Below are 21,208 nucleotides of genomic sequence, written 5' to 3' on the forward strand. Positions count from 1 at the left end.
CTTCGTGGTAGGTCGATTCCAGCCTATGCCCGGATCAGGGCGTCGCCAAGTTCGGTGCGCCGGTAACGGACTTCGCGGCCGCGTCGCCGGGTGTCGAGCAGGCCCGCGGCGTGCATCGCGGTCAGATGCTGCGAGACCGTCGGCGCCGAGAAGCCCAGCCGCCGGGCCAGTTCGGTGGTGCTCGCGGGTTCGTTGAGCGTCGTGAGCAGGGCGGCCTTCGTCCGGCCGAGGACTCCCGCGAGCGCGCCGGGCGGCCGTTCGGGGTCCGACCAGAGTTCGGCCACGCCGCGGGCCGGATACAGCAGCGAAGGCTGCCACGGCTCCATCGTGATCACCCCGACCGAAGGCCACGCGAAGACGCCGGGGATCAGCAGGAGCCCGCGGCGGTCGAGGCGGACGCGGCCGCGTTCCTTCATCTCGATCACCAGGACGTCGTCGACCAGCCGCACCCGCGGGTGGATGTCCTCCAGCACCAGCGCGATTCCGCCCGCGGCCAGCCGCCGCGAGCGTTCCTCGATGTCGGCGACGAGGAACCGGCGCATCCGGGGCCAGTGTGGTTCGACCAGTTCGGTCCAGGCGATCTTCATCTGGCTCGCCAGCAGATCCCTTGCCACGGCCGGGTCTTCGGGGAGACCGCTCAGGTCGGCGTCTACTTTGGACAGTTCATGGGCGACCTGGTCCGGTGGCGTGCGGCGGATCTCGGCGAGCTGGGCGGACGCGGTGGTCTCCGGCCCGCTCGGCGGCGGGCTGAGGAAGTCGGTGATGTAGTGCCGCGCGCTCATCACCTTGGTGAAGCCGTCGATGGGCAGGTCCGGCAGTTTCGCGGCCGCCTCGCGCAGCCACGGCAGGTGGCTCGGATGCCCTCGCCGTCCGAGCAGGGTCTGCATCGCGCCCATGGTCTCGTCGAGCGGGGAGATGCCGAAGCGGACGCGGTTGGCGCTCTCGGCGGTCAGGACCAGCTCGATCATCGGATTAGGCTATGTCCTAATCAATGGTTCTCGCCAGACCGTGTTCGGCAAGGTTCCCCGGCATGACGTTGTTGCGTAATCCCGGTTATTGGCGCTGGTCGGCGGGGGTGCAGCTGAACCGGCTGCCCGCCACGATGGCGCCGCTGGCCTTCACCGTGCTGACCACCGCGACGACCGGTTCGTACCGGCTCGGCGGGGTCATGATGGCCGTTTTCGTCGCCGCCGAGATGGTCGGCGCCGTGCCGACCGGGCGGCTGCTCGACCGCGTCGGCCCCGCCCGCGGTCTCGTCGTCCTGCTGCCCCTGGTCGCCGCCGGGCTGTTCCTGCTGGCCGCGGTCGCTTCCGCCGGAGCCCCGGACTGGGCGCTGCTCGCGCTGGCGATCCCGCCGGGCCTGGTCGCGGGCGGGCTGAACGGCGGTTTCCGGACCCTGCTCGCCGGGACGGTGACCGAAGAGGAACTGCCGAGGGCGGTTTCGGTGGACGCGATGATCCTCGAAGGCGTCATCGTCGGCGGGCCGCTGCTCGTGGCGCTCCTGGCGACGTCCGGACCGGCCGTCCCGGTCCTCGCGATGGCCGTGGTCGCCCTGCTCGCGGCGCTGCTCGTGCCACGACGGACGGTCCAGCGAGATCCACAAAGGACGGTCGAACGGCAGTCGATCCCGGTCGCCGCCTGTGTGCCCTGGCTGGCTGGGTTGTTCACCGTCGGGCTCCTGCTGTCGACCATCGAGGTCGGGTTGCTGCCGCTCGTCCAGCGTCTCGGCGCCCCTGACTCGGCGACGGCGATCGTCATCGTCGTGCTGTGCGCCGCGAGCATCACCGGGAGCGCGCTGTACGCGGCGCGCGGGAAGGTCGGTGATCCGCGGCTGTTCCTCGCCGGTTTCGTGCTCGGCGGAATCGTCGTTTCGGCGGGCTTCGGCTGGGCCGGGCTGCTCGGCGGGGTCGCGCTGATCGGGCTCTGCACCGGTCCGCTGATGGCCGTCTCGTCGGTCAACCTGCAGAAGCTGCTGCCGGAACGCCGCCGGTCGGAGGGGTTCTCGCTGGCCTTCACGGTGCAGGCGTCCGGCTTCGGGCTGGGCTCGCTGGCGATCGGCGTGCTGCCGGTCTGGCTGTGCCCTCTTCTCGGTGTCCTTGCGGCGCTCGTCTCCTGTGCGATGCTGGTGGCACGCCCCAGGCGAGCTATTGGCACGCCGTCAGTAACGTCGTAGCCTGGGCTTTGAGCCGAGACACGGGAGAAGTCGATGACCGCAGTCCAGCCGAAGCCGACCGCGCACAGCGTGGGGGAGACCTTCGATTCCCTCAGCCCGGCGACCGACGAGGTCGTCGGCACCTACCCGGTACACGGCAAGGAGGACGTCCGCGCCGCGATCGCCCGCGCGAGGGACGCCGCCGAATGGTGGGCCGGGCTCGGCTACGACGGCCGCGCCGAACGCCTGCGCCGCTGGAAGGGCGTCATCACCCGGAGGCTGCCGCAGCTGTGCCAGGTCGTGCGCGACGAGACCGGGAAGCCGATCGCCGACGCGCAGCTGGAGAGTGTCCTCGCCATCGAGCACATCGCGTGGGCGGGCAAGCACGCGCGCAAGATCCTCGGCAAGCAGCGCCGCGCGGCCGGGCTGATGATGTCGAACCAGGCTGCGACGGTGGAGTACCAACCGCTCGGCGTCGTGGGCGTGATCGGCCCGTGGAACTACCCCGTGTTCACCCCGCTCGGCTCCATCGCCTACGCGCTCGCCGCCGGCAACACCGTCGTCTTCAAGCCGAGCGAGTACACGCCGGGCGTCGGGAAATGGCTGGTCGACGCGTTCAACGAGGTCGTCCCGGAGGGGCCGGTGCTGCAGCTGATCACCGGCTTCGGCGAGACGGGCGCTTCGCTCGTCACAGGCGGCGTCGACAAGATCGCCTTCACCGGTTCGACCGGCACGGGCAAGAAGATCATGGCCGCGGCCGCCGAGACACTGACCCCGGTGATCATCGAGGCAGGCGGCAAGGACGCGGTCCTGGTCGACGCGGACGCCGACCTCGAGGCCGCCGCGGACGCGACCGTCTGGGGCGCGTTCTCCAACTCGGGCCAGACCTGCATCGGCGTCGAGCGTGTGTACGTCCACGAGCGTGTGCACGACGAGTTCGTCGCGAAGGTCGTCGAGAAGTCGAAGGACGTGCGGGCCGGCTCGGACGCGGCCGCGCAGTACGGCCCGGTGACGATGCCTTCGCAGCTCTCGGTGATCAAGCGCCACATCGCGGACGCCATCGAACGCGGCGGCAAGGCGCTGGTCGGCGGTGTCGACGCGGTCGGCGACCGCTACGTGCAGCCGACGGTGCTCGTCGACGTGCCCGAGGACTCCGCGGCCGTGCAGGAGGAGACGTTCGGCCCGACCGTCACCATCGCCAAGGTCCGCGACATGGACGAGGCCGTCGAGAAGGCCAACGACACGAAGTACGGCCTCGGCTCGACGGTGTTCTCGAAGTCGCGTGGCCTCGAACTGGCCGGACGGCTGCGCACCGGCATGACGTCGATCAACGCGCCGCTTTCGTTCGCCGGTATCGCTTCGCTGCCCTTCGGTGGCGTCGGTGATTCGGGCTTCGGCCGGATCCACGGCCCGGAAGGCCTGCGCGAGTTCGCCCGCCCGAAGGCCGTGGCACGGCAGCGGTTCACCGCGCCGATCGTGCTGACCTCGTTCTCCCGCAAGGAAAAGACCGACGCTCTGGTCGCGAAGCTGATCACGGTGCTGCACGGGAAACGCTGACGCTTCTCCCTCGGATGTCATGAAAGGGCCGTTCCTGACGAAAAACGTCAGGAACGGCCCTTTCATGACATTTGGCGCTACTTGCCCCGGATGAGATCCGCGGCCTTCTCCGCCACCATGATCGTCGGCGCGTTCGTGTTCCCGCGCGGCACCACGGGCATCACCGAAGCGTCCACCACCCGCAGCCCCTCCACCCCGCGCACCTTCAGCGACGGATCGACGACGGCGTTCTCGCCCGTCCCCATCGAGCAGGTCCCCACCGGGTGGTACAGCGTCTGCGTCTTCTCGCGCACGTAGTCGGCCAGTTCGTCGTCGGTCAGGTCGTGCCGCTCAGGCAGGAACGGCTTGTCCAGATACCGCGCCAGCGGACCGGACTTCCCGATCTCCACCAGCGCGCGCATCCCGGCGAGCATCTTCTCCATGTCGACGGACTCGGCGTAGTACGCCGGGTCGATTTCGGGTTTCCACAAGGGATTCCCCGACTTCAACCGCAGACGTCCCCGGCTCGCGACGTCCACGAGGGTCGCCGCCGACGTGAAGCCCGGCACCGTCGGCTCGCGCATCCCGTTGTCGTAGAACAACGTCGGCGCGACGTGGATCTGCATGTCCGGCGGCGAAACCCCGTCCGCCGCGGGGAAGAACGCGCCCGCCTCGCCGATGTTCGAAGCCAGCGGGCCGCGTTTGGTGAGCTGGTAGCGCACCAGGCCGGCGGGCGTCGCCGCGTCCACCAGGTCGGTGGTGCCGCGCGTCGACCAGATGATCCCGCAGGCCGGGTGATCGTGCAGGTTGTCGCCGACGCCCGGAAGCGCGGCCACGACGTCGATCCCGTGCTCCCGCAGGTGTTCCGCCGGGCCGACGCCGGAGAGCATCAGCAGTTGCGGCGAGTTCACCGCGCCACCGCTCAGCAGGACCTCGGTCGACGCGCGCACGGTCGTCTCGGCGCCTTGGTCCAAATAGGACACTCCGACGGCGCGGGTGCCTTCGAAGACGACGCGGGTGGCTTGCGCGTTGGTCCGCACGGTGAGGTTCGGGCGCGACAACGCCGGCCGCAGGTACGCGTCGGCCGTCGACCAGCGGCGGCCCTTCTTGCAGGTCACCTGGTAGACGCCGGCGCCTTCCTGCGATTCGCCGTTGAAGTCGTCGGTGCGCTTGAGGCCCCAGGCGACGGCGGAATCGACCCAGGCGAGGGACAGTTCGTGGGTGAAGCGGCGGTCCTCGACGTGCAGCGGCCCGTCGGTGCCGTGCAGCGGCCCGCCGAGCCGCTGGTTCCCCTCCGCCCGTTTGAAGTACGGCAGGACGTCGTCGAAGCCCCAGCCCTCGGCGCCGTGCCCGTCACGCCAGCCGTCGTAGTCCGCGCGGTTGCCGCGGATGTAGATCATCGCGTTGATCGACGAGCAGCCGCCGAGCGTCTTCCCGCGCGGCCAGTACAGCGACTGGCCGGTGTGCTTCTGCTCGACCGTCTCGTAGTTCCAGTCCCATTTGGTCTTGAACAGACCGGGGAACGCGGCGGGGATGTGGATCTCGTCGGCGTCGTCCTCGCCGCCCGCTTCGAGCAGGAGCACCCGTGCCGACGGATCCTCGCTCAGCCGGTTCGCCAGTACGCATCCCGCGCTGCCCGCGCCGACGATCACGTAGTCGAAGGAGTCCTGATCGGCCACGGTGCCTCCTGCTGCTCGCCCGGTGTTGACGCCCCGCCAATGGGCTCATCTTGGCCCAGCGCCGCGCTCCGAGCATCCCCCAGACGAAGGATCGGTGCGAGCTCAGTCGGAGTCGGGTGAAAAAGAGGTCACGCAGGGGCCGCCCTCGGCGTCGTCCTCGGTCTCGATGCGGCCCGGGTTCCGGACGCCGTCGACCTCGCCCGTGAGGTGCAGGATCGTCTGCTTCGCGGTGGTCAGCACGTCGGCGTTGTCGACGGTGTACCTCGCTTCGCCGTGGATGATCTGCTGCACGCCTTCGCGCGTCGTGTCCGCCACCTTCTCGCACAGCACGGACAACGCCGCCGGGATGTCGCGCGCGTTGATCGCGTCGACGAACTTGTTCCCCGCCTCTTCCCCGGTCTTGACGTCCGGTCGGGGCGAGGGCTTCGTGTCGAGGCTCGGCAGCGGCTCGGGCTCGCCGCCGGTCTTGGCGTCGCGCACGCACCAGCCGCCCTCGCCGGGGATCATCGCGATCCCGATGGTCTGACCCCCGAGGGTGAACGCGGCCGAGTACTCCTGTGGCGCACGCTGGTGCGCGGGCGTGCTCAGCTGTGCGCCTTCGGAGACCGCCATCATCTGCTCGAAGGTGTACGACCGCTTCGAGCGGATCGGGCACCAGAGCTGGCTGACGCGACCCTCGCCGACACCGTTCACGAACGACTGGCCCAGCTGCTCCGGCGTCGCACGCGAGGTGATGTCGGGCTTGGTCTTGAAGAACCCCGGCGTCACGAAGCCGGTGAACGCGACACCACCCGCGATCAGGACGAAGACCAGCGCCAGCGTGATCCAGAGCCCGGTCTTCGACTTCTTCGGCGCGTACTGCGGTTGCCCGTAGGTCATGCGGCAACCGTAGTGAAGTAGGCTCGGGCGGTACCCACGACCTGCGTGAATAAGGAGCAGCCTGCCGTGGCCCGAGTCGTCGTCGACGTCATGCCCAAGCCCGAAATCCTCGACCCGCAGGGCCAAGCCGCGCTCGGCGCGGCCGGTCGTCTCGGCTTCACCGGGATCACCGGGATCCGTCAGGGCAAGCACTTCGAGATCGAGGTCGACGACTCCGTCGACGACGCGACGCTCGAAAAGATCGCCGAAGGTTTCCTCGCGAACCCCGTCATCGAGCAGTGGACCATCAAGCGGGTGGACGCGTGAGCGCCCGCATCGGGGTCATCACCTTCCCCGGCACGCTCGACGACGGTGACGCGGCCCGCGCGGTCCGCTACGCCGACGCCGAGGCCGTGCCGCTGTGGCACGCGGACGAAGACCTCAAGGGCGTCGACGCCGTCGTCGTCCCCGGCGGCTTCTCCTACGGCGACTACCTGCGCGCCGGCGTCATCGCCCGGTTCGCGCCGGTGATGTCGTCGGTGATCGAGGCGGCCCACAAGGGCATGCCGGTGCTGGGCATCTGCAACGGCTTCCAGATCCTGTGCGAGGCCGGGCTGCTGCCGGGCGCGATGATCCGCAACGCGGGCCTGCACTTCATCTGCCGTGACCAGTGGCTGCGCGTCGAGCACAACGAGACCGCGTGGACCACCCGGTACGACAAGGGTGCCGAGATCCTCATCCCGATGAAGAACATCGACGGCTGCTACGTCGCCGAGCAGGCCACCCTCGACGAGCTGGAGGGGGAGGGCCGCGTGGTGTTCCGCTACGTCGGCGGCAACCCGAACGGCTCGCGTAACGACATCGCCGGGATCCGCAGCGAGAACGGCCGCGTCGTGGGGCTCATGCCGCACCCGGAGCACGCCATCGACGCCCTCACCGGCCCTTCCGACGACGGGCTCGGCATGTTCTACAGCGCGGTCGACGCCCTCGTCTCCGCCTGACACCCCTTCGCATTTCGTCCTCTAAATGCGTTCGCATTTAGAGGACGAAATGCGTCAGGAGGCGGCGGCGACCAGAGCCGCGTAGGGCCCACCGGCCGCCAGCAGCTCCGCGTGCGAGCCCAGCTCGGTCACCCGGCCGCCCTCGATCACCGCGACCCGGTCGGCCGCGGCCGCCGTGTGCAGCCGGTGCGCGATCGCGATCACCGTGCGCCCTTCGAGCACCGCGCTCAGCGACCGCTCCAGCTCCCGCGCCGAACCCGTGTCCAGCAGCGACGTCGCCTCGTCCAGCACCAGCGTGTGCGGGTCGGCCAGCACGACCCGCGCCAGCGCCAGCTGCTGCGCGATCGCCGCCGGAACGGCGACCGCCCCGGCCCCGACCTTCGTGTCCAGCCCGTCCGGCAGGCTCGCCACCCATTCCGAAGCCCCGGCCGAGGCCAGCGCGGCCAGCAGCCGTTCGTCGGTCCAGTCCCCGGCCGGGAGCGTGAGGTTGTCCCGCAGCGTCCCCGCGAACACGTGCTGCTCCTGCGTCAGCAGCAGCACCTCGCCGCGCAGGACGTCGTCCGGCAGCGTCGACACCTCGGCGCCGCCGATCCGCACCGAGCCCGAGGTCGGCGCCGACATCCCGGCCAGCAGCCGTCCCAGCGTCGACTTTCCGGCACCCGACGGCCCGACGATCGCCAGCCGCTCGCCGGCGGGCACCCGCAGGTCGATCCCGTGCAGCACCTCGCGGTCCGCGTTGTAGCCGAAGCGCACGTCGCGCACCTCGATGTCCTGGCCGCGCGGAGCCTCCGAAGCCTCATCTGAAGGCTCAGCAGGCCGGACGCCCAGCAGCCGCCGCAGCGAGACCCCCGCGACCTGCATATCCGCCAGCCAGAACAGCGCCTCGTTCAGCGGACCCGTCATGACCTGCGAATACAGCAGCATCGCGGTGATCGTGCCGAGCCCTTCCCAGCCGTTCGAGTAGGCCAACAGACCCAGCCCGAGCATCACCGGCACCGGCAGCACGTAACTGATCTCCAGCGACGGGATCCACCGCATCTGCAGTGCCCGGACCTTGCGCTCGCCCAGCATCGCCGCGTCGAGACCGTCGTGCCCGGTCCGGATCCGGCGGCCGGTCAGGTTCAGCGCCTCGGCCGTCCGCGCGCCCTCCGCGGTCTCGTGCGTGGTGGACTGCAGCTCGGACCACTTGTCCAGCATCCGCCGCATCACGTCCGGGATCCGCCGCTGGTACCAGATGTTCACCGGTACCAGCAGCGGCAGCGCGACCAGCAGGCCCAGCGCCAGGAACGGGGACGTGATCACCATCGCCACCACGGTGAACACCACCGTGACCGCGGCGATCAGGATCTCCGGCGCGCCGAAGCGCACCGCGTGGTCGATGCGGCTGACGTCGGTGGTCGCCCGGCTGAGCAGGTCACCGGTGCCCGCGGCCTCGACCGTCCCGAGCGGCAGGTCCAGCGCGTTCCCGACGAACTCCTCGCGGTTCTTCGCCAGGATCCGCTCGCCGAACACCCGCGCGCGAAGCCGCGCCAAACCCTTGAACCACGCTTGCGCGCCCAGCACGACCACGAACGCGATCGCCAGCCAGGTGATCGTGGCGGTCGTCGTGCCGCCGACGACCTCGTCCACCAGCGCGCCCAGCAGTTGTGGCCCGGCCAGCCCGATCGCGGTCGCGACGCAGAACAGGCCGAGCATCACGGAGAACTCGCGCTTGTTGGCGCGCGCGGTCTCCCTGATCCATCGTCGAACGTCTTTCTTGTCTGCCAGCGGCAGCTTCTTCATGCCGGTACTTTCGTACTCACGACCTCGTCGGCCACATGTGTCCACAATGGACTTTGACTGAACACGACGGTGGTCTTGCCGCGCCGCAGCTTCGCGACGCGTTCGGTTATGCGGGCTTCGGTATGCGCGTCGACGGCCGAGGTCGGCTCGTCGAGCAGCAGGACGTCGGCGTCGGTCGCCAGCGCGCGGGCCAGATTCAGCCGCTGCCGCTGACCGCCGGAAACCTCACGTCCGCGTTCGCCGATCACCTCGTCGACGCCGTTGGGCAGCGCGTCCACGATGTCCTCGGCGTCCGCCGCGTACAGCGCTTCGGTGATCTCGACGTCGCCAGGGTCGGCGGGGCTGACCTGCTCGCGCAGCACACCGGAGAACCAGATGTCCTGGTTGTGCGCGAACACGACCCGCCGCCGCAGCTCGTCGAGCGCGACCCGGTCCACCGGAACCCCGCCGACGAGAGCAGGTTCACCCGGATCGGTGAACCGCGCCATCCGCGACGCCACCGCTTCGGCATCGGCCCCGACGTCGATGACGGTCAGCTTCCCGGCCTCGACCTTGATCCCGGACGTCTCGTCGTACAGGTCCAGCGGGCCTTCCGGCAGCGGCACCGGACGCTCCGGCTCGGCGAGCGTGCGTTCGGTGGACAGCAGTTTGCACACCTTCCGCGCCGAAACCAGTGCGGCGCTCAGCACGCCGGCGAACTCGGTCGCCGTCGTCACCGGGATCACCAGGAACACCGAGACGCCGTAGAACGTGATCAGCTCGCCGACGCCGATGGTGCCGTTGATCGCCAGCTGCGCGCCCAGCCAGGTGATGACCACCGTGACCAGACCCGGCAGCGCGACCTCCGCCGCCGCGAGCCACGCCTCGCTGCGCCCGACCTGGACGCCGGCCGCGCGGACCTTCTGGCTGGATCGGCGGAAGCGGTCGAGGAACTGCTTCTCGCCGCCGACCCCGCGAAGGATCCGCAGGCCGGAGACGATATCCGCGGCCAGCGCGTTGACCGCGGTCTTCTCCTCGCGCTGCTTCGTCTGGCGCTTCTCGAGCGGCTTCAACAGCGGCCCGATGCCCACCACCGCCAGCGGGACACCGATCAGCGCGACCATGCCGAGCAGCGGAGACGTCGTCAGCAGCGCCGTCGCGCACACGACGAACGCGATCAGCGAACCGAACGCCCGCCCGAGCACCTCGAAGGAGTCACCGATCGGGTTGATGTCGCTGGTGGTGATCGCGACCACGTCACCCGTGGTGGTCGTGTCCCGCAGGTTCGCGCCCAGCTTCGCCGCGTGTTCGGTGGCGAGCCGCTGCGTCACCCCGGCGCCGTGGATCCAGCAGCCGTAAGACGCGAAGTGCTGCACAGTGCCCGCGAGCGTCTGCGCGATCCCGAGCCCGGCGGCCGCGAGGCCCCACAGCCAGACGGAATCGCCGTCGCCGCGGCCGATCGCGTCGATACCCCGGCCGATCGCGACCGGCAGCAGGGCGATCGGCAACGACCACAGCGCACCGCTGATCGCCGAGACGGCGAGCAGTCCCGGGCGCGCGAGCATCATCCTGAGCAGGTACCGCCAGGCGGTCGGCTTGGCGGGCAGTCGCAGTCGCGGAAGGGGATATGTGGCGGAAAGCACGATTATCGACGGTAAGCGGATCACCGCCGCGGGCGCGACCGATTTATCCGTGGGCGACCGAGAGGTGAACAACCCTCTCCCTTATTCTGGCGGCCGTGGCGAACCCTGATGCGGACACCGTGACCAGCACCGTTGACACCACTCAACACGCCGAGGCGACCCCCGAGCAGACCCAGCCGTACGTCGAACTCGGCCTCGCCGACGACGAGTACGCCCGGATCCGGGAGATCCTCGGCCGCCGTCCGACCGACGCCGAACTGGCGATGTACTCGGTGATGTGGAGCGAGCACTGCTCGTACAAGTCCTCGAAGAAGCACCTGCGCTACTTCGGTGAGACGGCCACTCCCGAGATGAAGGAAAAGATGCTCGCCGGTATCGGCGAGAACGCGGGCGTCGTCGACATCGGCGAGGGCTGGGCGGTCACCTTCAAGGTCGAGAGCCACAACCACCCGTCCTACGTCGAGCCGTACCAGGGCGCCGCGACCGGCGTCGGCGGCATCGTGCGCGACATCATGGCGATGGGCGCGCGCCCGCTCGCGGTGGCGGACGCGCTGCGCTTCGGCCCGGCGGACGCCCCCGACACCCGCCGCGTGCTGCCCGGAGTGGTCGCCGGCGTCGGCGGCTACGGCAACTGCCTCGGCCTGCCGAACATCGGCGGCGAGCTGGTGTTCGACCAGAGCTACTCGGGGAACCCGCTGGTCAACGCCCTGTGCGTCGGCGCGATGCGCGTCGAGGACCTGCACCTGGCCTTCGCCTCGGGCAAGGGCAACAAGATCATCCTGTTCGGCGCGCGCACCGGCCTCGACGGCATCGGCGGCGTGTCCGTCCTCGCCAGCGACACCTTCTCGGGTGACGAAAGCTCGGGCGGCCGCAAGAAGCTGCCCAGCGTCCAGGTCGGCGACCCCTTCACTGAGAAGGTGCTCATCGAGTGCTGTCTCGAACTGTTCGCCCAGAAGCTCGTCGTCGGCATCCAGGACCTCGGCGGCGCCGGGCTCTCCTGCGCGACGTCGGAGCTCGCGGCCGCCGGTGACGGCGGTATGCACATCTACCTCGACCGGGTTCCGTTGCGCGCCACCGGGATGACCCCGGCGGAGGTGCTCTCCAGCGAATCGCAGGAGCGGATGTGCGCGGTCGTCTCGCCGGAGAACGTCGAGGCGTTCATGAAGGTCTGCGAGAAGTGGGACGTCATCGCCACCGACATCGGCGAGGTCACCGACGGCGAGCACCTGGTCATCACCTGGAACGACGAGATCGTCGTCGACGTCCCGGCGCACACCGTGGCGCACCAGGGCCCGGTGTACGACCGCCCGATCCAGCGACCGTCCACGCAGGACGCCCTGCAGGCCGACACCTCGGCCAAGCTGCCGCGTCCGTCCACTTCGGACGAACTGCGCGCCGACATCCTCAAGCTCATCTCGTCGCCGAACCAGGCGTCGAAGGAATGGGTGACCTCCCAGTACGACCGCTACGTGCGTGGCAACACCGTGTCCGCGCAGCCGTCGGACTCGGGTGTCATCCGCATCGACGAGTCGACCGGTCGCGGTGTGGCCGTTTCGACGGACTGCAACAGCAAGTTCGTCTACCTCGACCCGTACGAGGGCGCGAAGCTCGCGCTGGCCGAGGCGTACCGCAACGTCGCCACCAGTGGCGCGAAGCCGGTCGCGGTCTCGGACTGCCTGAACTTCGGCGCGCCGACCGACCCGGGTGTGATGTGGCAGTTCGAGCAGGCCGTGCACGGTCTGGCCGACGGCTGCGTCGAACTCGGCATCCCGGTCATCGGCGGCAACGTCAGCTTCTTCAACCAGACCGGTGACGTCGCCATCCTGCCGACGCCGGTGGTCGGCGTGCTCGGCGTGATCGACGACGTCACCCGCCGCATCCCCACCGGGATCGGCGCCGAGGCCGGGGAAACCCTGCTGCTGCTGGGCGAGACCCACGACGAGCTGGACGGCTCCGCCTGGGCGCGCGAACTGCACGGCCACCTCGGCGGCCGCCCGCCGCGCGTGGACCTGGCGCGCGAGAAGCTGCTCGCCGACGTCCTCATCGCCGGTTCCCGTGACGGCATGATCTCCGCCGCGCACGACATTTCGGACGGTGGCCTGATCCAGACGCTCGTCGAGACCGTCCTCATCGGACAGTGCGGTGCCCGCGTCTTCCTCGACTCGGAGCAGGACCCGTTCGTGCAGCTGTTCTCCGAGTCCGCGGGCCGGGTGCTGGTCGCCGTGCCGCGGACCGAGGAACTGCGCTTCACCGAGATGCTGACCGCGCGCGGCCTGCCGTGGCGCAAGACCGGCGTGGTGGACCCGGAATCGGGTTCGCTCGAACTCCAGGGCATCACGGAGTTCACGCTGGAGGAGCTTCGGGAGCCTTGGGAGCGCACGCTCCCGGCCCTCTTCGACTGATACGTCGCCTCGTGCGTGAAGGCCCCCTTCCCTCGGCTCAGCCGAGGGAAGGGGGCCTTCACGCACTTGGGAAGGGCAAGACTCACGAGCCGGGAAGCGTCGAACCGGCCGCGAACTTCGCGCCCTCAAGCGACGGCGGCTCCACGAAGGTGGCCACGCCGAAGTCGACGGGTTTCTCCACGACGAGATGGTCCAGCGACACCTTGCGTTCGAACCGCGTCCTCGTGAGGTCGAACGTCCCGTGGATGGTCACGTCCTTGAGCGAGAACTTCCCGGAGATCTGGGCGTCGGTGAGATCCACGTAGCTCGCCACCTCGCACCGATCCGCCCCGAACCAGCCGACCCGCCTGCCGAGCAGTTCGAGTTTGTCGAGCCGGGCGTCGCTGAGGTTGAGCCCCAGCGTCGGCCCGGTGGTGCCGGCGTGGGGAAGGATGTCGCGGATCAGCCGCTCGGCCGCGCGCCGGACCAGCCGTTCGCGTTCCGCGGCCGCCTCGGTTTCCTTGTTCCACTTCGTCTTGCTCGGGAACTTGGGATGTTCGAACGGCCGCCGCAGGTAGGCGCACAACACGTCGAGCACCGTCTGCCGGTACTCCGGCCGGGTCCTGGCCAGCCCCGCGAGTGAATGCATCGCGCCGACCCGGACCTGATCGGCCTCGTTCCCCAGCAGTTCGATCGATTTGGCGAACCGCTCGTCGGAGATCCGGCTGCGCTCGATCTCGTGCCGGTCCTCTTCGGTCCGCCGTCGCCGGTCGTTGAGCCACAGCCCGTAGAGCGCGGCGATCGCCCCGCCCGCCAGCGCGCCGGTCTTGAGCGCGTCGCCGCGGCTGGTCGCGCGATCCGTGAGCAGCCAGGCGGTGACCCCCACGAGCACCACGACCGACGACAGCAACGTCCACAGCAACGGGGACTTGAGCAGGCGTCTCATACGTCCTTCATCGTGAGCCGGGCACGGCCGTCCGGCAGCGTTTCGACGGACCAGTCCGCCGGGAGTTCGTGATCCCTCGCCGGGTCCACCGACGTGTTGTACAGCGACACGGAGCCCGGTGCCTTGCGGAACTTCAGGTCCCCGAACCCTTCGAACCGCGCACGGCGCAGATCCAGCGTCCCCTCGAATTCGGCGTCGGTGAAGACGGCGTTCTTCGCGAAGACACTGTCCTTAAAGGACGTTTCACCCGAGAACCTCGTGCCGCGGAACTCGGCGTCCTCGCTGAACCGCACCCCGCTGAACCACGCCCGCTGCTCGAACTTGGCTTCGTTGCACCGGAAGTAGCCGATCCGCTTGCCGGTCTCCGTCCCGGCGCCGGTCAGGTAGACCGGCCCGAGGAACACGCAGCCGGACAGGTTGGTGCTGCTGTACAGACCGGCATAGCGGAGCAGCAGCTTGCCGACCTTCCGTTCGGACAGGTCGAAGTACTCCAGCACCGCCCCGGTCAGGTCGAGGTCGTAACCGGGGGCGTCCTCGGCATCCGCGGCCGGGAGCAGGTCCCCGATGAGCCGCTGGGCGGTCTGCCGCACCTGGAGTTCCTGTTCCTGCTCGGGTTTACCGGGTGCGGGAAGCTTGTTCCCTTGGCGTTTCGCTTCTCCTTCATAACGCGGATGCTCGAACGGCCGCCGCAGGTACGAGCACAGGATGTCCAGCACGGTCTGCCGGTAGAGCTCGCGACCGCGGGCGAGCCCCGCCAGCGCGTGCAGGGCCCCCACCCGCACCTGGTCGGCATCGTGCCCGAGGAGCTCGACGGCCTTCGCGAACCGTTCGTCCGAGATCCGGTCCCGGTCCTGGTCGGCCCGCCGCAGCTCCAGCTCCTGCCGCTGCCGTTCGACCTCCTGCCGTCGTTCCTCCACCCGGCGTCGCCGGTCGTTGAGCCACAACGCGTACAGCGCGACGATGGCGGCGCCGGCGACACCGCCGGTCTTCAACGCCTCACTGCGGCTGGTCGCCGGATCCGTCAGCAACCAGCCGCCGACCGCGAGCAACAGGACGAACGAGAGGACGAACGTCCACAGCAACGGGGAGCGGAGGAACCGCTTCATCGGGCCTTGGAGACCAGAAGCGAAGAGACGCACCAGGAGCCGGACTGGCTCTGCGCGAACATCGTTCCCTTGGCGTCTTCACCTTCGACCGTGCCGGTGATCTCGGCCATGACGAGGTTGGTCGTCCCCTGCGTCCGCTTGACCTCCGCCGTGGAGCCCGGCGGAAGGAAGACGTCGAGCACGGAGCCCATGCTCGAACGACGGTTCTCGCAGGCCAGGGCGATCGCCCCTTGCCGGTCGCCCGACGAGATCTTGGCGAGGAAGTCCTGGATGACCTTGACGCCCGCAGGATCGCCGGAGCTGGTGCCGCCGCTTTCGGTGCTCCGCGGGGTCCTGGTCGTGCTCGACTTCGGGCTGCTGCTCTGCGGCGCGGAGGTCGGCGCGGGCTCGGACGACGAGGGCGGCGCGGCCACCGGCTCGTCCTTGCTCAGCAGGAAGCCCGGCGCGACGAACCCGGTGACACCGAACGCCACCAGCACGACCACGCCGATCACGATCCCGATGATCAGTCCGGTCTTGCTCTTCTGCGGCGGCGCGGGCGGGCCACCGAAGCCCTGCTGGTAACCCTGCTGATTCGGGTCCCAGCCCTGCTGCGGCTGCTGCTGATATTGCTGCGTCTGGTCCCAGCCCTGCTGCGGCTGCTGCTGGTACTGCTGGGTCTGCTCCCAGCCCTGCTGCTGGCCGTACTGCTGAGGCTGACCGTACTGCTGGTTCGGGTCCCAGCCACCCTGCTGCGGCTGCTGTCCCTGCGGGTCCTGGCCATAGGGCTGGCCTGGCTGGGGTGGGTAGGTCATCGGTCTCGCCTTCCGTACTGGGGCCTGAGGCTTCAGATCAGACGACCGGCGGTCAGCGCTGGTTCCGGATCCGCCCGTGCCAGGGATTTCCCAGGGAAAATACCCCGCGCGCGAAAACGGCTCCCGGCCGAGGCCGGGAGCCGTTCTTCACGGAATGCGCAGCTCAGCCGTTGGCCAGTGCCTGCAAGCGGTCGTAAGCGCCGTTGAAGGTGTTCTGGTCGAGCGGGCTGGAGGTGTACTGCCACACGGTGTAGAAGCCCCAGCCGTAGGGCAGCGTGCCCACGGTGGACGCGTAGCGCGCGATCCACAGCGGGACCGTGCCACCGAAGTTCTGCGACGTGCCGACGCAGGTGCTCCACCAGCTCGTCGAGGTGTAGATGACGGGCCAGCGGCCGGTGCGCGCCTTGTACCGGTCGTGGAACGCCCGGATCCACGAGCCCATGGCGGACTGGCTCAGGCCGTAGCAGGTCGCGCCGTACGGGTTGTACTCCATGTCCAGCGCGCCCGGCAGCGTCTTGCCGTCCTTCGACCAGCCACCGCCGTTGTTGATGAAGAAGTCGGCCTGCGCCGCGCCGCTCGAGACGTTCGGCAGGGCGAAGTGGTACGCGCCGCGGATGAAGCCCTTGTTGTAGGAACCGTTGTACTGCTGGGCGAAGTACGGGTTCTTGTAGCTGGTGCCTTCGGTGGCCTTGGTCCACACGAAGCGCTTGCCCTGGTTCCACCAGTAGTTCCAGTCGACGTTGCCCTGGTAGCTGGCCACGTCCATTCCCGCGACCGTCGCGAGCACGCCGACCTCGGGCTGCGGCTGGGCGGCCTTGGCCTTCGACTCGGGGGTGGAGGTGTCGCCTTCCACGCGCCGGATCTGCGATCCGATCGTGTGGTCGTTCCGCTGGAGATCCTGTTCGATCGACATGATCTCGGGGGACGGGGCGGCCGACGCCTGGACCGTGCTGCCGAGCAGGAGCAGCGCGGAGCCGACGGCGATGGCGATTCTTCGGGAAGTGCGCATCACGACAATCCCTTCACGGATAACCCTCGCTGAGGACGGCGACCTTGCAGGTGGTAGCCGTCCGGGCACGATTGTTGACGACGGGTGCCGGGTTTGTCACTAACTTCCGTGAAATTGGTACTACGCGTGGGTGATTTTCATTTCCAAGTAGGGCGAGTTATGTGATCTTGTAACGCCCACTCGGGTGGATGTTCAGCCGAGCGACAACGCGCGCACTCGGTCGATCGTGCCGTTGAACCAGTTCTGATCGCCGGGGAGACTGCCCTTGTTCGAGAACTGCCAGATGGTCTGGTGTTTCCAGCTCGCGGGCAGCTCGCCGATCTCCGTGTTGTAGCGCGCGATCCACAGCGGGTTCTGCCAGAACACGTTGCTGTTGCCGGTGCAGCGTTTCCACCAGCTCGTCGACGTGTAGATCGCCGGATGCCGCCCGGTCCGCCACAGATAGGTCTCGGCGAACGACGCCATCCACGCGACCATCTGCGCCGGCGTCTTGCCGTAACAGGTTTCGCCGTACGGGTTGTATTCGACGTCGAGCGCGCCCGGCAGGGTCTTGCCGTCGCCGGACCAGCCGCCGCCGTGGTCGACGAAGTAGTGCGCCTGTGCCGCGCCGTCCGAGATGTCGGGGCGCGCGAAGTGGTAGGCGCCGCGGATCAGGCCGACGCCGTAGGAACCGTTGTACTGCTGGGGAAACCGGGGATTGACGAAGCCGGTGCCCTCGGTGGCCTTCACATAGACGAACTTCGCGCCGGTCCTCGCGGCGCCGGGCCAGTCGACGTCGCCCTGATGGCCGCTGACGTCGTGGCCGAGCGTCTGCGCCTCGCCGCCGTACAGCGGCCCCACCGACACGTTGACGCCTTCGTGCAGCGCGATCTGGGAACCGGCGTAATGCTCCTCGGCCCCGTCGTACCTGGGCCCGCTTTCCCGTGCGACGGCGGGGGTCTGCGCGAGCAGCAGAACCCCCGCCGCGAGGACGGCCCCCCAGCCTTTCGAACACACTCTGCGACTCATCACGTCGCCACGATCCCTCGGGAAAAGGGAATCAGCGACTCGAACATCACCCGAAAGTGTTGCTTTCGGGCCGAAAAAATTGGGCCGAGTGGGTTAATCGGGCCCTAACGACGCTCGTCTGAAAGGGCTTTGTCGAGGTGCTCCGAGGGGACGATCGCGGTGAGCCGGTCGTGGGGGTTGATCGTCACCGGGTGCCCGGCGAGCAGCGGGACCATGTCCCGGCCCAGCACCGCGCGGGCGTGCGGCCATTCGCGCGGGACCAGCGATTTGGCCGTGTACGCGGGCACGAGCACCTTGCCGTCGGTGTTGTGGAAGCCGATCACCGTGCGCTGCACCGGGGAAAGGGCGTAGACGAACAGCGTCGAATCGAGGATGACGCGCGGCAGGTCGGCGGCCGGGCGGTGGTTCGTGCGCACCAGCTGGAGGAGCTGCTCGAGCTCGTTGCGCGGCTCCGGGAAGCCGAGCGCCTTGGGCGAGGGACGGTAGCGATCGTTGGGGTGGAAGTCCTCGACGATCTCGCCGCCGCCGTTCACCGGGTACGCGCCGACGACCGCCCAGGACGGCACCGGGCCGTCGGGATCGAAGGCCTCGTCGATGACGTACAGCCAGCTGTTCGGGTTGGCCTTGGCGTTGGCGCGCATCTCTTCGGTGATCTTCGGCTTCTTCTTGCCCGCCGGGCTCGACGCCAACCGATCCGCCTCGTCCCGCTGCGCCATCGCCATCCCCACGTTCCGGGTGCCTGAAGGTTTGTTCGCGCTCACTCTACTGTTCTCCCATGGCCTCTTCGCGTACGGTCGACCCCGCTGAGTTACGAGCCGCGATCGCGGCGATTTCCCCCTGGTTGAGCGGATCCGGTCCGGAACCGGCCCGTCCCGAGCTGGCCGCCGCGGTGCGGCTGAGCCTGCGGACGCTGGCCGGGGACGCCCCGGGGAAGAGTGTCGAAGTGCGGGTGCCGCCGTTCGCGGCTGTGCAGTGTGTCGAAGGATTGCGCCATACCCGCGGGACCCCGCCGAACGTCGTCGAAACGGATCCGCGTACCTGGCTGGAACTGGCGACCGGGCTGCTCGGCTGGGCCGAAGCCGTCGAATCGGGGCGGGTCACCGCCTCCGGGAGCAGGGCCGATCTGGCCCGCTGGCTGCCCTTGGTCCGCCTCTAGACCGGATGTCAGGAAAGGGTCGTTCCTGACGTTTTTCGTCCTGAACGACCCTTTCCTGACATGCGCGAGGGCTAAGCCTTACGGCCGATACCGCCCGAGATGGTCCGCTGGGCCGCGTTCAGCTCCTTGATCCGCGGGCCGTCCGGCCACCAGTCCACGCACAGCTTGACGCCGGGCTCGACCATCTCGAGGTCGTGGAACAGCTCCTCGATCTCGGCCTTCGTGCGGAAGGTGCCCGAGCCCATCGGGCTGTGGATGAAGAAGTCCTCCATCTTGCGGGCGGTCTCGGACAGCTCGTCCTCCGGGTCGGAGAAGTGCGAGATCGCCACGTAGGAGCCCGACGGCAGCGCGTCGATGTACTTCTTCATGATCTTGGCGGGCTGGTCGTGCGGCCCGTTGTAGTGGTGCAGGGTCCCGAGCTGCAGCAACGCGATCGGCTGCGTGAAGTCGATGTGCCGCCGGATGTCCGGGTTCTCGATGATCCGCTCCGGCTCGAAGATGTCGTCCGAGACGAAGTGCGTGTTCTCGTTCTCCTCGAGCAGCGCCCGCCCGTGGGCGAGCACGACCGGGTCGTTGTCGACGTAGACGACCTTGATCTCGGGGTTGATCCGCTGCACGACCTGGTGCGTGTTCTCCGCCGTCGGCAGGCCGGATCCGAGGTCCAGGAACTGCGTGATGCCCGTCTGGCTGGCGAGGAACCGGCAGGCGCGGATCAGGAAGCCGCGGTTCTCGGTCGCCAGGTCCTGCGCCTCCGGGGCGGCCTGCTGGACCTTGCGCAGCACCTCCCGGTCGATCTCGTAGTTGTCCTTGCCGAGCAGGAAGGCGTCGTACACCCGGGCGATGCTGGCCCGGGTCGGGTCGACACCCACGGGCACTCGTTCCGTCCGGGTCGGGGCGTCGGGCATCTTGAACCTCACAAAACTGTGTCGGAAGTCTCGGGCTCTACGTAGAGTAGAACCACGTACGCGACCGGTAAACCGAGCCATCCCTGTCGTGTCGAGGCCCAAACGTGTACTTTCAGTAATCGGCTTGTTCTCCTGTGAGTGTCGTCGCGCGAAAGGTCCCCGGTCGATGAACGCGGTCACCCCGCCTGGCGGTGAGCAGTCCCTGGGTCCCACCGCGCGACGGATGATCCTCGGCTCTCAGCTCCGCCGGATGCGCGAGGACGCGGGCATCACGCGCCAAGAGGCCGGCTACAGCATCCGCGGCTCGGAGTCGAAGATCAGCCGTCTCGAGCTCGGCCGCGTCGGCTTCAAGGAACGCGACGTCGCCGACCTGCTGACCATGTACGGGATGACCGATCCCGGTGAGCGGCAGCAGTTCCTCGACATGGTCAAGGAGTCGAACGAGCCGGGTTGGTGGCGCCGCTACGGCGACCTGATGCCGAGCTGGTTCAACGACCTCGTCGGGCTCGAAGAGGCCGCGGCGCGGATCCAGGTGTGGGAGCCGCTGTACGTCACGGGTCTGCTGCAGACCGAGGACTACGCGCGGGCGATCATGAGCCACGGCCGCAAGGACATGGTCAACGAGCAGATCGACCGCCGCGTCGCGCTGCGGATGCGGCGCCAGAAGATGCTGTCGAGGCCGGACGCGCCGCGGTTGTGGCTGGTGCTCGACGAGTCGGTGCTGCACCGGCCGAGCGGCGACCGCGAGGTGCTGAAGGCGCAGATCGACCACCTGCTGGAGATGATCCAGCAGCCGAACATCTCGGTGCAGATCCTCCCGTTCGACCGGAGCGGTTACTCCGCGGACAGCGCGTTCTCGCTGCTCAGGTTCGCCGAAGAGGAATTGCCGAACATCGCGTACACCGAGTACCTGACCGGCGCGCACTACATCGACAAGCGCGACGAGATCGAGCGGTACAGCCGCGCGCTGGACATGCTCGCCGTCGACGCGGAGACGCCGGACCGCAGCCGCCAGATGCTGATGAAGCGCCGCGCCGAAATCTGAGTCGATCACCGTTGTGGGGCTGACCGCCGTTCCGGGGACGGCCGGGGTTTTCTTGCGGTCACCCGAAATTCCGGCAACCAGTCGTAGCTGTTCACCCGTTGGGGACAGTGCGCGTCACCCTTTGGTGGGACGGCTGAGGACTTAAGTCATCACTGCACGCGAATTCTGCAAAAACTTCTGCACGTGCATTTACCGCTGCAGTCACACGTGCTAACTTTGGGATCACAG

Annotated in this window: 19 protein-coding genes; 7 read left to right on the top strand and 12 right to left on the bottom strand. The window is 68.7% G+C overall.

The features are described from left to right. Nucleotides 1-23: 23 nt before the first annotated feature. Nucleotides 24-968, bottom strand: a complete 945-nt coding sequence (locus tag ED92_RS07820) for a DUF5937 family protein (RefSeq protein ID WP_037334680.1) — start codon at nt 966-968, stop codon at nt 24-26. Between the two features lie 62 nt (nt 969-1,030). On the opposite strand from ED92_RS07820, the gene ED92_RS07825 reads away from it, so the two are divergent. Both ED92_RS07825 and ED92_RS07830 read left to right on the top strand, forming a co-directional pair. Continuing rightward, on the top strand, nt 1,031-2,173 hold the full coding sequence (locus tag ED92_RS07825; protein WP_037334684.1) for an MFS transporter: 1,143 nt from the start codon (nt 1,031-1,033) through the stop codon (nt 2,171-2,173). 33 nt (nt 2,174-2,206) lie between these two features. Next, complete coding sequence (locus ED92_RS07830) at nt 2,207-3,709, top strand: aldehyde dehydrogenase family protein (protein ID WP_037334686.1); 1,503 nt, start codon at nt 2,207-2,209, stop codon at nt 3,707-3,709. A 77-nt stretch (nt 3,710-3,786) separates the two neighbouring features. On the opposite strand, the gene ED92_RS07835 is transcribed toward ED92_RS07830, so the two are convergent. Together ED92_RS07835 and ED92_RS07840 are read right to left on the bottom strand one after the other, a co-directional pair. Beyond that, entirely contained in the window at nt 3,787-5,367 is a 1,581-nt protein-coding gene (locus ED92_RS07835; protein WP_037334688.1) for a GMC family oxidoreductase, read from the bottom strand. 102 nt (nt 5,368-5,469) lie between these two features. Continuing rightward, entirely contained in the window at nt 5,470-6,246 is a 777-nt protein-coding gene (locus ED92_RS07840; protein ID WP_037334691.1) for a hypothetical protein, read from the bottom strand. A 66-nt stretch (nt 6,247-6,312) separates the two neighbouring features. On the opposite strand from ED92_RS07840, the gene purS reads away from it, so the two are divergent. Further along, a complete protein-coding gene (gene purS, locus ED92_RS07845; RefSeq protein ID WP_005152565.1) occupies nt 6,313-6,552 on the top strand; it encodes a phosphoribosylformylglycinamidine synthase subunit PurS in 240 nt (79 codons plus the stop codon). Next, nucleotides 6,549-7,226, top strand: a complete 678-nt coding sequence (gene purQ / locus ED92_RS07850) for a phosphoribosylformylglycinamidine synthase subunit PurQ (protein ID WP_037334697.1) — start codon at nt 6,549-6,551, stop codon at nt 7,224-7,226. Before purS ends, purQ begins: the two co-directional genes overlap by 4 nt. A 54-nt stretch (nt 7,227-7,280) precedes the next feature. Here purQ and ED92_RS07855 read toward each other — a convergent pair whose 3' ends face one another. After that, nucleotides 7,281-9,008 carry an ABC transporter ATP-binding protein gene (locus tag ED92_RS07855; protein ID WP_037334699.1) on the bottom strand — a complete coding sequence of 576 codons (1,728 nt, stop codon included), beginning with the start codon at nt 9,006-9,008 and terminating at the stop codon, nt 7,281-7,283. Next, nucleotides 9,005-10,630, bottom strand: coding sequence for an ABC transporter ATP-binding protein (locus ED92_RS07860; protein ID WP_037334701.1), 1,626 nt, complete (start codon nt 10,628-10,630; stop codon nt 9,005-9,007). The genes ED92_RS07855 and ED92_RS07860 overlap by 4 nt, the downstream gene beginning before the upstream one ends. Before the next feature lie 119 nt (nt 10,631-10,749). Here ED92_RS07860 and purL point away from each other — a divergent pair, with 119 nt between their 5' ends. After that, nucleotides 10,750-13,032: a phosphoribosylformylglycinamidine synthase subunit PurL gene (gene purL / locus ED92_RS07865; protein ID WP_152610879.1), complete on the top strand. Its 2,283-nt coding sequence runs from the start codon at nt 10,750-10,752 to the stop codon at nt 13,030-13,032. An 82-nt stretch (nt 13,033-13,114) separates the two neighbouring features. Here the strand turns inward: purL and ED92_RS07870 are convergent, their stop codons facing one another. From ED92_RS07870 to ED92_RS07895, 6 genes are all read right to left on the bottom strand, one after another. Next, the gene (locus ED92_RS07870) at nt 13,115-13,957 is read right to left on the bottom strand and encodes a hypothetical protein (RefSeq protein ID WP_037334706.1); all 843 of its coding nucleotides are present in this window, start codon (nt 13,955-13,957) and stop codon (nt 13,115-13,117) included. Then, a complete protein-coding gene (locus tag ED92_RS07875) occupies nt 13,954-15,063 on the bottom strand; it encodes a pentapeptide repeat-containing protein (RefSeq protein WP_037334709.1) in 1,110 nt (369 codons plus the stop codon). The genes ED92_RS07870 and ED92_RS07875 overlap by 4 nt, the downstream gene beginning before the upstream one ends. Continuing rightward, nucleotides 15,060-15,857, bottom strand: a complete 798-nt coding sequence (locus tag ED92_RS07880) for a hypothetical protein (protein WP_037334711.1) — start codon at nt 15,855-15,857, stop codon at nt 15,060-15,062. The genes ED92_RS07875 and ED92_RS07880 overlap by 4 nt, the downstream gene beginning before the upstream one ends. Nucleotides 15,858-16,020: 163 nt before the next feature. Next, entirely contained in the window at nt 16,021-16,866 is an 846-nt protein-coding gene (locus ED92_RS07885; RefSeq protein ID WP_037334714.1) for a lysozyme, read from the bottom strand. 192 nt (nt 16,867-17,058) lie between these two features. Beyond that, a complete protein-coding gene (locus ED92_RS07890) occupies nt 17,059-17,874 on the bottom strand; it encodes a lysozyme (protein ID WP_037334716.1) in 816 nt (271 codons plus the stop codon). 104 nt (nt 17,875-17,978) lie between these two features. Next, nucleotides 17,979-18,596, bottom strand: a complete 618-nt coding sequence (locus ED92_RS07895; protein ID WP_037334719.1) for a type VII secretion system-associated protein — start codon at nt 18,594-18,596, stop codon at nt 17,979-17,981. A gap of 53 nt (nt 18,597-18,649) precedes the next feature. On the opposite strand from ED92_RS07895, the gene ED92_RS07900 reads away from it, so the two are divergent. Continuing rightward, nucleotides 18,650-19,030 carry a sterol carrier family protein gene (locus ED92_RS07900; protein WP_037334721.1) on the top strand — a complete coding sequence of 127 codons (381 nt, stop codon included), beginning with the start codon at nt 18,650-18,652 and terminating at the stop codon, nt 19,028-19,030. A 71-nt stretch (nt 19,031-19,101) separates the two neighbouring features. On the opposite strand, the gene ED92_RS07905 is transcribed toward ED92_RS07900, so the two are convergent. Beyond that, the gene (locus tag ED92_RS07905; RefSeq protein WP_037334723.1) at nt 19,102-19,899 is read right to left on the bottom strand and encodes an SAM-dependent methyltransferase; all 798 of its coding nucleotides are present in this window, start codon (nt 19,897-19,899) and stop codon (nt 19,102-19,104) included. Nucleotides 19,900-20,101: 202 nt separating this feature from the next. Here ED92_RS07905 and ED92_RS07910 point away from each other — a divergent pair, with 202 nt between their 5' ends. Beyond that, a complete protein-coding gene (locus tag ED92_RS07910; protein WP_037334725.1) occupies nt 20,102-20,980 on the top strand; it encodes a helix-turn-helix transcriptional regulator in 879 nt (292 codons plus the stop codon). Nucleotides 20,981-21,208 lie beyond the last annotated feature (228 nt).

This window comes from Amycolatopsis sp. MJM2582 (genome assembly GCF_000754115.1).
GTDB classification, from domain to species: domain Bacteria; phylum Actinomycetota; class Actinomycetes; order Mycobacteriales; family Pseudonocardiaceae; genus Amycolatopsis; species Amycolatopsis japonica.

Excerpts from the sequence above, each read along its gene's own strand:
- ED92_RS07840 (WP_037334691.1), bottom strand. The coding sequence starts at position 6,246 with ATGACCTACGGGCAACCGCAGTACGCGCCGAAGAAGTCGAAGACCGGG.
- ED92_RS07855 (WP_037334699.1), bottom strand. The coding sequence starts at position 9,008 with ATGAAGAAGCTGCCGCTGGCAGACAAGAAAGACGTTCGACGATGGATC.
- ED92_RS07890 (WP_037334716.1), bottom strand. The coding sequence starts at position 17,874 with ATGAGTCGCAGAGTGTGTTCGAAAGGCTGGGGGGCCGTCCTCGCGGCG.
- ED92_RS07820 (WP_037334680.1), bottom strand. The coding sequence starts at position 968 with ATGATCGAGCTGGTCCTGACCGCCGAGAGCGCCAACCGCGTCCGCTTC.
- ED92_RS07830 (WP_037334686.1), top strand. The coding sequence starts at position 2,207 with ATGACCGCAGTCCAGCCGAAGCCGACCGCGCACAGCGTGGGGGAGACC.
- ED92_RS07900 (WP_037334721.1), top strand. The coding sequence starts at position 18,650 with ATGGCCTCTTCGCGTACGGTCGACCCCGCTGAGTTACGAGCCGCGATC.
- ED92_RS07875 (WP_037334709.1), bottom strand. The coding sequence starts at position 15,063 with ATGAAGCGGTTCCTCCGCTCCCCGTTGCTGTGGACGTTCGTCCTCTCG.
- ED92_RS07910 (WP_037334725.1), top strand. The coding sequence starts at position 20,102 with ATGAACGCGGTCACCCCGCCTGGCGGTGAGCAGTCCCTGGGTCCCACC.
- ED92_RS07880 (WP_037334711.1), bottom strand. The coding sequence starts at position 15,857 with ATGACCTACCCACCCCAGCCAGGCCAGCCCTATGGCCAGGACCCGCAG.
- ED92_RS07885 (WP_037334714.1), bottom strand. The coding sequence starts at position 16,866 with ATGCGCACTTCCCGAAGAATCGCCATCGCCGTCGGCTCCGCGCTGCTC.
- ED92_RS07825 (WP_037334684.1), top strand. The coding sequence starts at position 1,031 with ATGACGTTGTTGCGTAATCCCGGTTATTGGCGCTGGTCGGCGGGGGTG.
- ED92_RS07870 (WP_037334706.1), bottom strand. The coding sequence starts at position 13,957 with ATGAGACGCCTGCTCAAGTCCCCGTTGCTGTGGACGTTGCTGTCGTCG.
- ED92_RS07895 (WP_037334719.1), bottom strand. The coding sequence starts at position 18,596 with ATGGCGATGGCGCAGCGGGACGAGGCGGATCGGTTGGCGTCGAGCCCG.